The 14,300-nt window shown below is 46.2% G+C and carries 11 protein-coding genes and 1 other annotated feature; of the genes, 1 reads left to right on the top strand and 10 read right to left on the bottom strand.

Features of this window, described 5'->3' with window-relative positions:
• Positions 1 to 337 precede the first annotated feature (337 nt).
• The 10 genes from nrdF to J2Z66_RS31125 form a co-directional block, all read right to left on the bottom strand.
• Positions 338 to 1,291, bottom strand: coding sequence for a class 1b ribonucleoside-diphosphate reductase subunit beta (nrdF, locus tag J2Z66_RS31170; RefSeq protein ID WP_209976668.1), 954 nt, complete (start codon positions 1,289 to 1,291; stop codon positions 338 to 340).
• A gap of 57 nt (positions 1,292 to 1,348) precedes the next feature.
• Positions 1,349 to 3,433: a class 1b ribonucleoside-diphosphate reductase subunit alpha gene (gene nrdE, locus J2Z66_RS31165; protein WP_209976667.1), complete on the bottom strand. Its 2,085-nt coding sequence runs from the start codon at positions 3,431 to 3,433 to the stop codon at positions 1,349 to 1,351.
• The gene (gene nrdI, locus J2Z66_RS31160) at positions 3,420 to 3,779 is read right to left on the bottom strand and encodes a class Ib ribonucleoside-diphosphate reductase assembly flavoprotein NrdI (protein ID WP_209976666.1); all 360 of its coding nucleotides are present in this window, start codon (positions 3,777 to 3,779) and stop codon (positions 3,420 to 3,422) included. Before nrdI ends, nrdE begins: the two co-directional genes overlap by 14 nt.
• 244 nt (positions 3,780 to 4,023) lie before the next feature.
• Positions 4,024 to 4,503, bottom strand: coding sequence for a ferric iron uptake transcriptional regulator (gene fur / locus J2Z66_RS31155; RefSeq protein WP_209976665.1), 480 nt, complete (start codon positions 4,501 to 4,503; stop codon positions 4,024 to 4,026).
• A gap of 224 nt (positions 4,504 to 4,727) precedes the next feature.
• Positions 4,728 to 6,854: a hypothetical protein gene (locus tag J2Z66_RS31150; RefSeq protein WP_209976664.1), complete on the bottom strand. Its 2,127-nt coding sequence runs from the start codon at positions 6,852 to 6,854 to the stop codon at positions 4,728 to 4,730.
• A gap of 13 nt (positions 6,855 to 6,867) precedes the next feature.
• Positions 6,868 to 7,863 (bottom strand): Gfo/Idh/MocA family protein, encoded by a 996-nt coding sequence (locus J2Z66_RS31145; RefSeq protein WP_209976663.1) that lies wholly within the window; start codon positions 7,861 to 7,863, stop codon positions 6,868 to 6,870.
• Between the two features lie 49 nt (positions 7,864 to 7,912).
• The gene (locus J2Z66_RS31140; protein WP_209976662.1) at positions 7,913 to 9,028 is read right to left on the bottom strand and encodes an aminotransferase class V-fold PLP-dependent enzyme; all 1,116 of its coding nucleotides are present in this window, start codon (positions 9,026 to 9,028) and stop codon (positions 7,913 to 7,915) included.
• An 11-nt stretch (positions 9,029 to 9,039) separates the two neighbouring features.
• A complete protein-coding gene (locus tag J2Z66_RS31135; protein WP_209976661.1) occupies positions 9,040 to 9,777 on the bottom strand; it encodes an MBL fold metallo-hydrolase in 738 nt (245 codons plus the stop codon).
• A gap of 12 nt (positions 9,778 to 9,789) precedes the next feature.
• Positions 9,790 to 10,944 carry a M20 family metallopeptidase gene (locus J2Z66_RS31130; protein WP_245375973.1) on the bottom strand — a complete coding sequence of 385 codons (1,155 nt, stop codon included), beginning with the start codon at positions 10,942 to 10,944 and terminating at the stop codon, positions 9,790 to 9,792.
• 110 nt (positions 10,945 to 11,054) lie between these two features.
• Positions 11,055 to 11,756, bottom strand: a complete 702-nt coding sequence (locus J2Z66_RS31125; RefSeq protein WP_209976659.1) for a GntR family transcriptional regulator — start codon at positions 11,754 to 11,756, stop codon at positions 11,055 to 11,057.
• Between the two features lie 320 nt (positions 11,757 to 12,076).
• Positions 12,077 to 12,302, top strand: a binding site (T-box leader).
• Between the two features lie 65 nt (positions 12,303 to 12,367).
• Between J2Z66_RS31125 and J2Z66_RS31120 the strand changes: the two genes are divergently transcribed.
• On the top strand, positions 12,368 to 14,272 hold the full coding sequence (locus tag J2Z66_RS31120) for an arginine--tRNA ligase (protein ID WP_209976658.1): 1,905 nt from the start codon (positions 12,368 to 12,370) through the stop codon (positions 14,270 to 14,272).
• The last annotated feature ends 28 nt before the right edge of the window (positions 14,273 to 14,300 follow it).

Here is a 14,300-nt window from a genome sequence, read left to right as displayed (position 1 = left end):
CTTCGCTTGGGCTACACCACCCACCATCACAAATAAATATCTGGCGTTTCCATGAGTTCCCTTTTAGCTCCATACACAAACTTCTTGACACTACCGGAAACCCTTGCGTTAACGATTAAAAACATCGTAAAGTTGTAGCACCTCCCCCGTTTCTTCAGGAGGAGACAGGCTTGCACTATGTAATTGAAATTTATTTACTCCATGCCTCCACCAAAACCTACACCTTCGAATAAACACATAAACACATAAATACATAAATAAACACATAAAAAAATCCCCCTACGAAAGTAGGAGGAAGAAGTTTATTTGAGCGCCTAGGCGGGAACTACATATAGATTCAATCGAAACTGAAATCCTCATCCGTAAGCTGTTCGACATGGGTGGTGCGAACGTAGCCGTTGCCTTTTTTGGAGAAGAAGTCATGCTGCTTCGTTTTTGTGCTGATCCCGTTGAATACAATCGGATTTACATCCTCTTCCGGGAAGAACGGGTCAAAGCCCAGGTTCATCAAAGCTTTATTCGCGTTATACCGAACGAATGTGTTGACTTCGTCTACCAGACCTACGGCTGCGTAAAGCTCCTGCGTGTACTGCTCTTCATTCTTGTGAAGGAATGCCAGCAGCCCATGAAGCGTTTCGTATACGTCCTCACGCTCCTCTGGCTCTAAGGCAGCATATACTTCCTGGGCAAGCACGCCTACATATAAGCCATGAATGCTTTCGTCCCGCAAAATCAAATCAATGATTTCTCCACTGCTCGTCATTTTGCCCTGACCAGCCAAGTAGAGCGGATAGAAAAATCCGCTGTAGAACAAGTAGCTTTCCAGAAGAACGGAGGCAGCCATCGCCAAATACAAATCCTTCTGGGTTTCAATCCCATTATAATATTGGGCGATCGTTTCGGCCTTCGTCTGCAGGCACGGATGGTTCTCTACCCAGCGGAACACTTCGTCGATTTCGCCGGTTGTTGCAAGCGTGGTGAAGATGCTGCTGTAGGATTTGGCATGGATTTGTTCCATCATGCCCATGAAGCTAAGCACAGCCTTGCGCTGCAGCCCCTCTACATGCTCAACAATCTTAGGCATACCTACACCGCCCTGAAGCGTATCGAGCAGCGTCAAGCCGCCCAAAACCTTCATATAGAGCTCCTTCTGTTCATCGCTTAAACCGATCCAGGACATTTTATCATCCGAAAGAGGAATCTCCTCATCGGTCCAAAATTGCATAATATTTTGCTTCCAGAATGTATTTGTATAATCATCATCCGGACGATTCCAGTTAACAGCTTTCATTGTGTTTCTCCTTTGCTCTTTTTCATCTTGGGCCGTTTGTGCCAGCCCTAATCAGGCTTATACCGAGCAACTGACGCAATCTTCCACATTTAAGCGGTTCGTCCGGGTGTAGTATAACGATTTGAGCCCTTTCTTCGCTGCATACACATAATAACGGGCAAGCTCACGCGTTGTCACATCGCTATTTACGTGCAGTACGGTTGAAATCCCCTGATCAACATGAGACTGAATTTCAGCGATCATATCGATAATTTTGAATTGGTTCATTTGATAAGCCGATTTATAGTAAAAGAAATTTTTGCGGTTCATATATGGCATTGCATAAAAGGTCGTTGAGTTGGCATAAGTACGAGTCTCAATCGGCTCAACAATCGGCATTACACTGGAAGTTGCGTTCTGGATATAGGAAATGCTTTGTGTCGGCGCGATCGCGAGCCGGTAAGCATGGTATAAGCCATTTTGCTGAACCTTATTCTTCAACGAAAGCCAATCCTCGGGTGACGGAACCGTCATGCCCTCGAACAAGTGCTTCACCTTGTCTGTTGCCGGGCGATAATCTGTAGCTGTATACTTGTCAAAATAAGTCCCCTTAGCATACTCCGAACGTTCAAATCCGTCAAAGGTAATTCCTTTATCTTTAGCAATTTCTGCACTTTTTTCCAAAGAATAGTAATTCATCATCATAAAAAAAGTCCGGGCAAAATCTTTGGCCTCAACACTCTCATAGGCAATTTCATTTTTGGCTAAATAGCCATGCAAATTCATCGCGCCTAGTCCGACGGAATGAAGTTCCGAGTTTGCTTTTACCACGCCGGGTGCGTTAGAAATACGAGTTACGTCGCTGACAGCCGTTAAAGCAACCATGCCTTCGTGTACAGATTCACGCAATTTGCGCCGCTCCATGACGTTTACGATGTTCAGGGAGGCCAAATTACAGCTGATGTCTCTCCGAATGAAATCCGGCTGGCCATAATCGCCAATTTCCGAAGTCTCTTGAAGCTGGAAAATCTCTGTGCACAGGTTGGACATCTTAATCGAGCCCAAATCCTTAAGTGCATGCGCTTTGTTCGCATTCGTCTTGTTCATAATGTACGGATATCCGGATTCAAGCTGAATGGTTGCGATCTTCACCAGCATGTCCCGCGCGCTCATCACCGTCTTGGTGCGGATGCGGTTATCTGCAAGCAGCTTGTCATACATTTCATCCATATCCATATCATCCAGATGAACACCATACGCTTTATATACGGAATGGGGGCCAAACACGACAAGCGGCTTGTTGGCTTCTGCCAGCTCATACAGCTTGTTCGGTACAATAAGGCCAATCGACAGCGTTTGAAGTCTTCCCTTCTCATCTGCGTTGATCTTCTTGGTGTCCAGAAACTCCATAACGTCCCAGCCAAAGATGTTGTAATACGCTGCTCCTGAGCCCTTGCGCTGGCCCATTTGATCGGCGTAGGAGAATGCATCCTCCATCAGCTTAAGCACCGGCATAACGCCCTTAGCAGCTCCCTCAACGCCCTTGATCGGCTCCCCGCGTCCACGAAGCTTGGACAAATTGACAGCAACCCCGCCGCCAATTTTTGACAGCTGCATGCAGGTTCCAAGAACATAGTTGATGGCATTGAGTGAATCATCCATTTCCAGCAGGAAGCAGGATACCATCTCGCCCCGTCTGCTCTTTCCTGCATTGAGGAAGGTTGGCGTTGCAGGCTGAACCCGCTGCTCCATCATGGAGGCCGCCAGATCACTTGCAATACTTAGCGAGCCGCCAGCCAGATGCAGGGCTACGATCGCTACCCGATCGGCGTAATGCTCCAGATAAAAAGAGCGGTCATTATTTTTCACAGCGTAATCTGTATAAAATTTGGAAGCCGCCATATATGAAGGAAATTCGAATGAATAGCTATGCGTAATCCGGTAAACTTCCTCTACTTCTGCTTGACTGTAGTGCTTGTATAAATCCTCGTAATAATCATTTTCGATCATATAACGTACTTTTTCAGCTGTGCTGCTAAAATGAATGCTTTTACTATGAACCTCTTCCATAAAAGCTTTAACAGCTTCCTTGTCTTTATCCAGTTGAAAAAATCCGTCAGCGTCCTTCTGCATCAGCAGGTTGTTCAGCTCAATATGCTTCAACTGCGCTCACCCCCTGTACAAATCTTTCTACGTCCTGCTTCGTGCCAGAAAGCTCAAACTTGCTCAGCACAGGCACACCATACAATCCAGATATAGTGTCTGCGCTCTTTGCAAAGCCGTCTCCCCAGTTCTTATTGCCGCTTGCCGAGACGCCCTTTAGACGCTCATGGTTAAGCTCTAAGAAGGAAGCGACCTTTTCGGGTATTTGTCCGAAACCAGTTGTATATGTCACAAGCACGAAAGGCTCTTCTATGGTCATCTTGTCCTCAATTTGAATTGCCTTCAAGTTCAACTTTTCAATAAATCTGCGTACATTACCTGTTTTGGAATCAAACGCAACCAGCATCTTCTCCACCTGACCTCTCTTATAAAAAATGCTCCTTGTGTGAAAAAAAGGTGCATTAGCGATAAAAAGGGCCTGCTGCACCAGTCACACACGATAAAAAATGTGGTAAAGGTTTAAGCGGACGCCTTCCAATCACTGTAAAATATTCTGTATGAATTGAAACAATATGTAGTCTGTGAATATTAATTTATATCAATATCTTGTGTTTGTCAACAAGGAAAACAAAAAAAAGCTCCCCCATTTGTCATTGGGGAGCTTCTTCGGATTCCGTTTTTTTGCGGCAGCGGTGGCAAATTCCCTGGAAATCAAGCCTGTGGTCCAGCACCTGGAAGCCGAACTCCCGCTCCACACGTGCCTCCAGCTCCGTTAGCCAATCCTCCATAATTTCATCGACAGATCCGCATCGTACACATATCAAATGGTGGTGAAGATGGACATTGTTATCGTTGCGCAAATCGAACCTGGTAACTCCGTCACCAAAATTTAATTTTTCCAAAACATGCAGTTCACTGAGAAGGTCTAGTGTCCTGTAGACGGTTGCAAGGCCAATGTCAGGAAATTTACTTTTTACCAGCATGAAGATCTCTTCTGCACTTAAGTGATCTTCCTCATTTTCCAATAGAACTACTACTGTAGCTTCCCGTTGAACCGTGAGCTTATATCCTTTAGATTGCATTTGCCGGTTAATTTTATCAATTCGTTCATCCTTGACTTGTATTGCCATCACGCTCCCCCTTTAAGGTTTGCTGTAAAATTTACTCATTAATTAGAATTATTCTTAATTCATTATAGGTTGTGCAGCAGAATAATGTCAAAGTATTTGTTTCTATAGGTAAAGCAGCGGGTAAAAAAGAAAAGAACAGCCCTCAGACTGCTCATCTGCGGCTATTCTTTTCTAAATATTCAAACAAATTATTCAAACAAGATCATACGACAATTTTTTACAAACTATATTTGTGTGAGCGCAAGCGATTTGCGGTAATCGGCAAATTCGCTCTCAAGCACACTGCGGGTGTGGGCAATTTTCCAATACAGATGCTCGGCATCGGTCATATACTCCATGCTGGGCTCCCAGCCTAGCCGTGAATCGGCTTCGACAAGCGGGATTGTTGCTTCTGCATTAGCGATTTCATCAGCTAGCAGCTGCTCCATCTCTACTAGCACAGCTTCCGCTCTAGCTGGATCAGGCTCGTTAAACAGGCGCTGCTTCAGCTTCCAAAACTGCTTGACGTGTAAAGTTGTCCTCACTGCATGAAGGATGAAACGGTTCATCCCCAGCAGCAGTTGGCCTTCGCATTGTTTCCTTGCCGGAGTAAGAAGCAGCGCTTGCTCCAGTGATTCATTTCCTTGCTCCCATAAGGAGGCCATTCGCTCCAAATGCTTGATTTCTACATCAACACGGGATACACCGAGCGATTGACGTGGTCCCTCGATTGGTTTGTAGTTGGTCTCTATAATATCGCTGCCGAACATGGCATGCCAGGCCGCAGGCATCTTGACAGACCTGCAGAACACCAATGGATAGGAAGGACCTACCCGAAACGGCCCATATTGATCCTCATTTGTGGCAATATAGTTCGTGATGCCTTCACTCCAAAGCTGCCAAGCCTTAAGCACAAGCGGTGCCGCCTCGCTGCTGAAGTCACGCTGCGCTACCGCTTGGAACGTTGCTTCTGCAGGAGGGCTGGGGCTCCAGTACGTCCATTTGGTCAAGTCGCTGACAAAGGAAGGCCACCAGCCAAAATGATGCGATTCCATCAGCCCGCTTAGTCCCCAGTCTTCTTGCGCCTTAAGCAGCGCCGCATGTCTTTTAGCCCATTGATAAGGGATGGGTTCGTAAGGAATAACACCTATGTCCCAGGTGAGGCCACCCGTGTTGCTCATCGTGTACAGTTTAATATTTCTTTTCTTAGCAGCTTCGGCCTCACTGCTGAAATAGGCCCCGGGACCTGCGAAGGAAGCCGTATAATCAACTCCCACGTTGGTGACGCCATCGCGCTTCGTTTGTTCGAACATCTCGAAGGTGCATTGCAGCGTAATCCCTTCGGGCAGCGCCTCAATCAGCCGGAGCCTGTCTTCCTTCGGCGCCCAGCCCCAGTTATAGGTCCAGAATACGATATCCGCGCCCTGATTGTGCTTGTGGATCACTTTCTTAATCAAGGTCAGCCACTCCGGATAATCGTAGCAGGGCCACCAGCCTGGGCTTGGCTTCGTTTGCGGCTCGTCGATATTCCAATCAAGTCTTAATTTGCCTGTAGTATTCGGATCCTTACTCGGAAATTCACAGGATTCCCCGACCAGAATAACCCCTTTAAGGCGCGGGCAAGCCTTGAACACCTTGCCATAGGTGCCATCATAATACTGCTCGGCATCCGGCTCAGAAGGATGCTTGCCGCTAACCAGATAGCTGTACATATATACATCGATCCCGTAAAGTTCAGCACGATCTACCAGATAATTAAAATCCTGGTAGCCTTCTGTCGTTTTATCGGCATCCTTGATCATTACAAGAATGGCGTCTATTCCCGAATGGGCCATCGCATTTAAATGGGAGTCCGGATAACGGTCCAATCCCCAACCGGAATGCACCATTCGAGGTGAAAATAAAGGCTCACGCGAAATATCCTGCTCAGCGATATAAGGCGCTTCGCTTAAATTCATCAAATCTTCGAGATAATAGCTGCCTTGTCCAACGCCACGTTCGTCCTTGCCGCAGATTAGAATACGGTCAGGACTCGCAACTAGACGGTAGCTGCGCGGTTTCTCCAGCTCCTTGCCAAGCTCAGGAAGCTCTTCTGCTGCAGCCAGCACGATGACCCGCTCCCCGCTCACAGCAGCTTCCTCAACATTCGACACCAAACGCAGCAAAACAGATATCCGCATGCTGACAAGCAGATAGTCCTGTAAATCCTGGGCAACATTACGTACTAAAGGCCCACTCGATTCACTGATGACGATTTGCCAGCCTTCAGCAATGGCCACTTCATCCTGCTTTGGCTTACGATCCAAATCACGACGATTTGGTTTATGAACCTCTTCCAGCCGTTTTCGAAATTCATATTTTCTTTCAGCCATGTTCATTCGCCCCTTACAAGTAAATTTCTTGATTGGTTTCTGAAGAACGGATAATTGCTTCTGCTACTTCAATGCCATGAATGGCATCAGGGAAAGAAACGTACGAAGGCTCCTCGTTGCGAAGAATACAGCTGCACAAATAGGTCAACTGCTCACGCAAGGCGCCAAAAACACGGCCATTTTGATTCGTGTGCACATTCAAGGCCGGCGTAAATCTGCCTTCCTCGCTCCAAATCTGTAACCCGGAGCGGCTTGTTTCAAAGCCTGCGCTTCCTTTTTCTGCTGTAATTTCTACGGCATCTGTCATGCCAATTGCAGCCTGATCGGAAATCAGCCAATTGCTCTCGATAATCCCGATGACCCCATTTTCAAACTCCAGGCAAGACCAGAGCATATCAGGCACCGCTGCTCCTGTAACGGAACGGGCATAGGCTCTTACCGATTTAACTCTGCTTCCCGAATACCAGATCGCCATATCCAGATCATGAACAGCGGACTCGTACACCGGATGTATTCTCGAATACAGCTTAAACAATGAGCGCGGTCTGCCTCTTTTCAAAAGCATGGTGACCGGTTTGCCGATTTTCTCCGAGCGCAGCGTCTCAAATACTTCCGCATATTGGGCGTCAAATCTTAAAACATGACCGGGAACAAGGAATTTCCCGCTGCTTTTCGCAGCTTCCCACATTTCCTTCGCTTCGTGCAGCTGTGTGGAAACAGGCTTTTCAACCAGGACATGCTTGCCTGATTTCAAAGCTTTAATTGTAGGATCACAATGTGCATTCTCGTAGGTTACAATGTTTACCAAATCAATATCGTCCCGCTCCCACAGCTGATCGGAATCGCTAAAACGGTTTTTAATCCCATACTTATTGCCTACACGCTCCAGGACTTCTTCACGCGTGTCGCAAATTGCCGTTATTTCCACCTCAGGCATTGCCGCATAGGTCTCAACGTGGCATTCTCCCCAGCTTCCTAAACCAACTACAGCTACTCTAACTTTTCCCATGTGATTCACTCCCTATATATGATCAATGTATGTGATCAAGCTATTTATGTTATTTTTGCGAAAGCAGACTAACGAATCTTTGGATATCTGACTCATCATTAAACAAATGAACGGATGCGCGAAGGCGGTGATCTCCACCCCATACGTAGACTTTCTCACGTTTAAGCTGTTCAGCCTTTTCCTCCGCAGGATCGTAAGCAAAGGAAATATTGCCGGCTCTTTGATCGCCTTGAAGCGGCGTCAGTACTTGATGCCCCAGCTTTTGCAGCTCATCGATAAGCAGTTGGCCCAAGGCCAGGACATGTTGTTCGATCTTCTCGATTCCTATTTCTAACAGCAGGGCTGAAGTAGCATTTAAGGAGTAAATGGTCGGGAAACTCGGATACCCCAGTTCAAATTTACGGGCATCATCAAATAATTGAAAGGAATGAAAGCGGTTCGGATTAAAAAGATCTGAGACACTTCTCCAGCCTACTGCTCTTGGGGTAAATTTCTCCACCCGCTCCTTGTTAATGCCAAGCAATCCCAGACCATGAACCGACAAAAGCCACTTATAAGAGCTGCACACCACGAAATCCGCTTCATACATATGAACTGGAATCACACCCAAGGATTGGGTAACGTCTAGAAGCAGCAGCGCATTCGTTTGTTTAAGCTCACTATACAGCTTGCGGTAATCGAATCGGGCGCCAGAAATAAAGCTTACATGACTAGTCATCACGAGCTTTGTATGCTCATCTACTGCCTGAAGCACATCTTCAACAGAAATCTGCCAATTTTGGTGCTCTACTCTGCGTATTTCCACCCCTTTCTCCTCAAGCAGCAGCCATGGCAGAACGCCTGATGGGAACTCAAGGGTATTGATGACGATATTATCTCCTGCCTTGAGATTAAGCGACTGTGCAATCATGGAGATCGCTTCAGAGGCGTTAGACATAAATGCAATGTCCTCTGGACGGCCATGCAGTAATTGGGCTACCTGAGCCCTGCAGCTGGTTTCAATTGCGGCGTTGTGCTCCCGGCCTTCAGGACCTTTGGCCCTTGCGTTAATATAATCGTTAAATGCATCCACTACTACTTGGTGCGGAGGCGTCTCGGCCCCGTTGAACAACCATGTGCAGTTCTCTAATCCAAGAAATTGATTTTTGTCTATTAATGGTTTCATCTTAGTCTCCTTTAAATATTAGGTGGTATATCCAATCGTTCAAAAATCTGATGCGCAGTTTCAATGTGCTTCCAGGCATTGTTCAACAGAAACGGGCCATGGCCAGCGAACAGCATATCGACTTTGAGCTCATTAAGCTTTGCCATCGTCTGGGCATATTTCTGAATGGAGCAGTCCCAACTGTTCTGAATATAGATTTTGCCACCTGCAAAAATAGCATCGCCTGAGAACAGCAGCTTCTTCCCGTCCAGCTCCCATAAGTAACTTGCGTGTCCATCGGAATGCCCCGGAGTTTCCAATACCTGGAACTGAGCATCGCCTATCTGGATCTTGTCGTTTTCTTTCACGATTTGAGATACCGGGCACGGCTGTAATATGAAATCATCGGGATACAGCCCAGCTCTAATAGCATCCGCCAAGGTTGTTTTCTCCATATCCCCCTGCTCCAGCCAAGGAGCCGCTTCTGCAGTTGCAAGCACCTTCAATCCATATTTGCTTTGAAAATAACTCGCTCCACCTGCATGGTCTCCATGCGGATGCGTCAAAAGCAAATGCGTAAGACGGCTTAAGTCAATACCATCCTGCTCCGCGTGACGGGTAATCGCGTCTGTGTCAAGACCAACCCCGGCGTCTATCAGCACATATTCACTGCCACAATCCAAAATATATACATTGCAATCCCTGTTATGGCTAAGCTGCATGCCGGCATTGCCGCTTCCTACAATATAGATGCGATCTGTAATTTTCATAGTTCTCTCCTGTTAGGCATTTGATTTGCCGTAATTTTGGGCTAATTTCAAATAAAACTCGGCTGCCTGCTCCACTTCCACCACGGGCACCCATTCTTCCTTAGAATGAGCCTGTGCAATAGATCCGGGACCAAATACAATGGTAGGTATTCCTTTGAGCTGCTGCAGCTTGCTGGCATCACTACCGTAAGGAACACCACATATCGCATCCTGCAGACCGAGCTGACGGCAGACCTCCTGAGCGGTGTGAACGACAGCGCTTTCTTCAGGTGTGTTCAGTGCCCAGTCAAGCAGCAGCGGTTCTACGGTATAATTCACTTTTTTGTGCTGCATAGCTTCTTTAAGGTCCCTCTGAATTTCCTCAAACACCTCGAAAGGATCTTCCCCTGGAATGATACGGCGATCTACCTCAATCGTACACATCTCGGGCACAATGTTAATTTGTTTCCCGCCCTGAATCATTCCGACCACAATCGTTGCCGTTCCGCATAGCGGATGAGAACGCTTGGCAAGCTGCGGCTCCATCTCTTCATTAATATAACGAATCACTTGCATCATTTGGTAGATAGCATTATCGCCTTCTTCAGGCATAGAGCTATGGGCGGCTTTACCGTGAGTATGTATAGCAAACCGCACGCAGCCCTTATGCGAACCAACAATTCCCATCTCGGTCGGCTCACCGACTACAGCTCCGGAAATGGGCAGGTCCAGATCAATAAGTGCCATTAAACCACGGTAGGCATGCTCCTCATCGACAGCAGCACACAGCACCAAATCACAGTGAAGCAATTCCGGCTGCTTGGCACATTCCTCCAAAGCGTAGAGCATCCCTGATAGCGTTCCTTTCGTGTCACAAGCGCCCCTGCCATACAGCCTATCTCCCTTGTAAGTGGGGACGAGGGGATCTACCATACTGCCAAGTGATACCGTATCCATATGCGCCTCAAACAACAAGGTTTTATCAGGTCTTCCGGTTCTAAGCTCGATAATCAGATTATCCCTTCCCGGAAATACCTCCTGCCTTGTCACCTTCAAGCCCTTTTGCTTGCAGATTCCTTCAATATAATTGGCTAGCTCTCCTTCTCCCCTGGCACCTTCTTTATAATGGGGATTCACACTTTGAATACGAATAAAATCTTCCAACAACTCTAGTGAACGATGCTTCATAGATTCCACTCTAGTTTCCACTCCTTCGACATGTGTTTAAGAGTCTGTCCGACGAAACAAGGGAAATGTTACAATTAACCCTCCAGCATTGTCCCTCGTCGGACAAACTCCTAGATCCACTCGTTTTGTACAAGCTCCGTACGATCCACCATCCCAATATTCATAAATTCCATATAAGCACGGCGAATATGTTCTCTCATCACCTTTTCCGCATCATCCGGATCGCCTTTCTTCAGCGCCGCAATCAGCTCCCAATGCTCAGAAACCTCTTTTTCTTTAGTATACTTGTGCCCTAGAATCCGATTGATCAATTGGATACGAAATGAGATGAAATCAAACATAGACATCAACACAGCATGCCTGGAAAGTTTGAATATATAATAATGGATGTACCCGGAATCCTGAGATAGAGAAACTATAGAATCATCATCGAGCTTTTTTTTCATTTCTACGTAAAATTGCTCCAGATGCTTGACATCATTTATAGTCGTGTTTTGAACGGCCAGTCTGATGGCCATCCCTTCCAGAACTGCACGATACGAATACACTTCGAAGACATCCTTGGCAGTCAAATCGCAAATAATCGAGCCCCGATTGGGAACGATATTGACGACGCCTTCTCCTGCCAGTTGACGGATGGCTTCACGAATTGGAGTCTGGCTAATACCAAGCTCACGCGCTAATTTAGTTTCCACAATCCGGTCACCTGGATTTAATTCCCCGTCGATAATCTTCTGTTTAATTAAAGCTACAATATCCGTACTGATTCTTTGTTTATCCGCCAAATTTGCCGTAATGCTGGGTTCTTTCATTTTTAGCTCACCTTTTATGTTATATTTAGTTTTTCAACAGCCTACAAAATCATAAAATAAGCCAATGAAATAAGCAACACGAATTACATCTGAAACACATCTGAAATACATCTGAAACACATTGGAGACATCATACTTAATCACAATTAATTATATATATTTTCTTGAATTATATATAATATAAAAAAAGAAGTCAATACTATTCACAGCTTGAATATTTTAATTCACGTTCATATTCCTGTTCAGACTTGACACTTGTTCAGGTTTCCTGTATAAATATTTCTAACATATATTTCAAGACAATCACCTTCCACATAGCATCAACATTAATGAACGGGACAGTAGGCCATGACAGACAGTCGCAGCGAGCCGGGTAAGTGTAAGCCGGTACGTATGTCAAGGATGAAACGGACCCGGGAAATGGTTTGCTGAACATGCAAGTAGGCAAATCCGGTCACAGACCGTTACGAAATCGAGTGGTTAAGCCTTCCAGGGTTTAACACTTAGAGTGGTACCACGGGATCCTATCAGGCTCTCGTCTCTTATTATAGAGACGGGAGCCTTTTTTGTTTTTATTTTGTAGTCATTTTATTTGAATGGAGGAAACATGAATGATTAGTAAACAAATCAGCTTAGCTATCGAGGAAATTGTGCAAGTCCTGCTCGCAGAGGCTGGTCAACCACGACCAGATAAGCTGGGCATCATCGCTGGGCATCCTGCCAGCTTGGAGCATGGAGACTACAGCATCAATATTGCCATGCAGCTTGCCAAAATTTTAAAGAAGCCTCCCCTTGTCATCGCTAATACAATAAAGGATAAACTGCTCTCGCACACTCAGATCCAACCTTGGTTTCAGCAAATCGAGGTCGCTGCTCCCGGATTTATTAACCTCTATTTAAACTGGGAGAAATGGGTGGCGACGCCTTTTAGCACACTCTCTTTATCGGATCAAAGCCATTCCAAAGTCATTATCGAGCATACCTCGATTAACCCGAACAAGTCTGCCCATATTGGCCATCTGCGAAATTCATGTATAGGTGACACCTTAACCCGCATGTTAAAAAGAACCGGTCATCAAGTCGAGGTGCATAATTATATTGATGATTTGGGTAACCAACTAGCCGACACGGTCGTGGGTATTCTTCATACCCCCTCGAATGAACAAGCTTACTCGCGCTTCGGTGACTTCTGTTGGGATGTTTACTCCCAGGTTAATCATGCTTACAAAGAAAATCCGGATTTGCAAAATGAACGCGCAGTTGTGCTTCACCAGCTGGAACAAGGCAATTCCAACCTGGCCTGGGTGGGGTTACTGGTTGCCGAACGAATCGTAAAGGAACATCTGGAGGAAATGAAGCCATTTAATATCCAGTATGATGTCCTTGTTTGGGAAAGCAGTATCGTGCGGGAGGGATTTTGGTCACATGCCTTTGAGCTTTTGAAAACTACAGCGATTTTCCAGCAAGAGACAGAGGGGAAATTAACGGGATGCTGGGTACTTAAGCAGCCGGGGGACAAGGATGATTCAGATGGGCCCGGGCATGCGGATTATCAAGCGGATAAAGTTCTGATCCGTTCCAACGGGCTCCTGACCTATACCGCTAAGGATATTGCTTATCATTTGTGGAAATTTGGGGTTTTGGGCAAAGAGTTTCGTTATAAAAAGTTTGCCGACCGCTTATGGTCCACGGATCCTACAGGCGTAAAGAGGCCTATCGGAAAAGCCGATATGGTCATTAACATTATTGACCATAGACAAGAATATCCTCAGGCGATGGTGAAGCAGGCGCTTCTCGCTCTTGGCTTTGAGCAGCAAGCTAATCAGCTCAGACATGTCAGCTATGGCGTTGTTTCTTTAAGCCCTGATACCGCGGCTGGCTTAGGCGTAGATATCTCGGCAGGCAGACATTCATATCCGATGTCAGGCAGACAGGGCATTGGGATTAAGGTTGCTGTTTTGCTGGACCAAATGGAGCAAATTATTGATGCCAAACGCTCCCGTAAAGCCGGACTATCCAGTCGCGCGATCGCAGCGGCAGCTATCCGCTATTACTTGTTGAGGTTCAACTTGCTTACCGAAGTCGTTTTTGACTTGGATCAAGCGACTGAAGTGTCCGGGAACACCGGTGTGTATTTGCTTTATTCCTATGCGCGGTCCTGCAGCATTTTGGATAAGGCTCTTGAGGAGTCTAACGCTAAATCTCAAGCCGAGGCAGCTGCACATAGAGAGCCGATTGATTACAGCAAGCTTGACATCCAAGAATATAAACTGATGAGGCATCTCGCTTATTGGCCAGAAACTCTTCAAACCGCTGCAAAGGAGCTTACTCCGAATACCCTATGCTCTTATGTTTATGAATTAGCGACGATGTTCAATCACTTCTATGCGGTATGCCCTATTCTTAAAGCCGAAGAGCCCAAGAAGGGATTCCGTCTTTGGCTCACTGAGCGTTTTAAAGATACCTTGCATGATGCACTTGGCATACTTGGCTTGCCTGCTCCGAAGAGGATGTAGGAGGATGCGAGTAGATCTAAGAAGAGAT

Source organism: Paenibacillus eucommiae (assembly GCF_017874215.1).
Classification (GTDB): domain Bacteria; phylum Bacillota; class Bacilli; order Paenibacillales; family NBRC-103111; genus Paenibacillus_AI; species Paenibacillus_AI eucommiae.
Note: the sequence above shows the minus strand (reverse complement) of the source record. Positions and strands in the feature narration are given on the sequence as shown.

Excerpts from the sequence above, each read along its gene's own strand:
- nrdF (WP_209976668.1), bottom strand. The coding sequence starts at position 1,291 with ATGAAAGCTGTTAACTGGAATCGTCCGGATGATGATTATACAAATACA.
- nrdI (WP_209976666.1), bottom strand. The coding sequence starts at position 3,779 with ATGCTGGTTGCGTTTGATTCCAAAACAGGTAATGTACGCAGATTTATT.
- fur (WP_209976665.1), bottom strand. The coding sequence starts at position 4,503 with ATGGCAATACAAGTCAAGGATGAACGAATTGATAAAATTAACCGGCAA.
- J2Z66_RS31150 (WP_209976664.1), bottom strand. The coding sequence starts at position 6,854 with ATGGCTGAAAGAAAATATGAATTTCGAAAACGGCTGGAAGAGGTTCAT.
- J2Z66_RS31145 (WP_209976663.1), bottom strand. The coding sequence starts at position 7,863 with ATGGGAAAAGTTAGAGTAGCTGTAGTTGGTTTAGGAAGCTGGGGAGAA.
- J2Z66_RS31140 (WP_209976662.1), bottom strand. The coding sequence starts at position 9,028 with ATGAAACCATTAATAGACAAAAATCAATTTCTTGGATTAGAGAACTGC.
- J2Z66_RS31135 (WP_209976661.1), bottom strand. The coding sequence starts at position 9,777 with ATGAAAATTACAGATCGCATCTATATTGTAGGAAGCGGCAATGCCGGC.
- J2Z66_RS31130 (WP_245375973.1), bottom strand. The coding sequence starts at position 10,944 with ATGAAGCATCGTTCACTAGAGTTGTTGGAAGATTTTATTCGTATTCAA.
- J2Z66_RS31125 (WP_209976659.1), bottom strand. The coding sequence starts at position 11,756 with ATGAAAGAACCCAGCATTACGGCAAATTTGGCGGATAAACAAAGAATC.
- J2Z66_RS31120 (WP_209976658.1), top strand. The coding sequence starts at position 12,368 with ATGATTAGTAAACAAATCAGCTTAGCTATCGAGGAAATTGTGCAAGTC.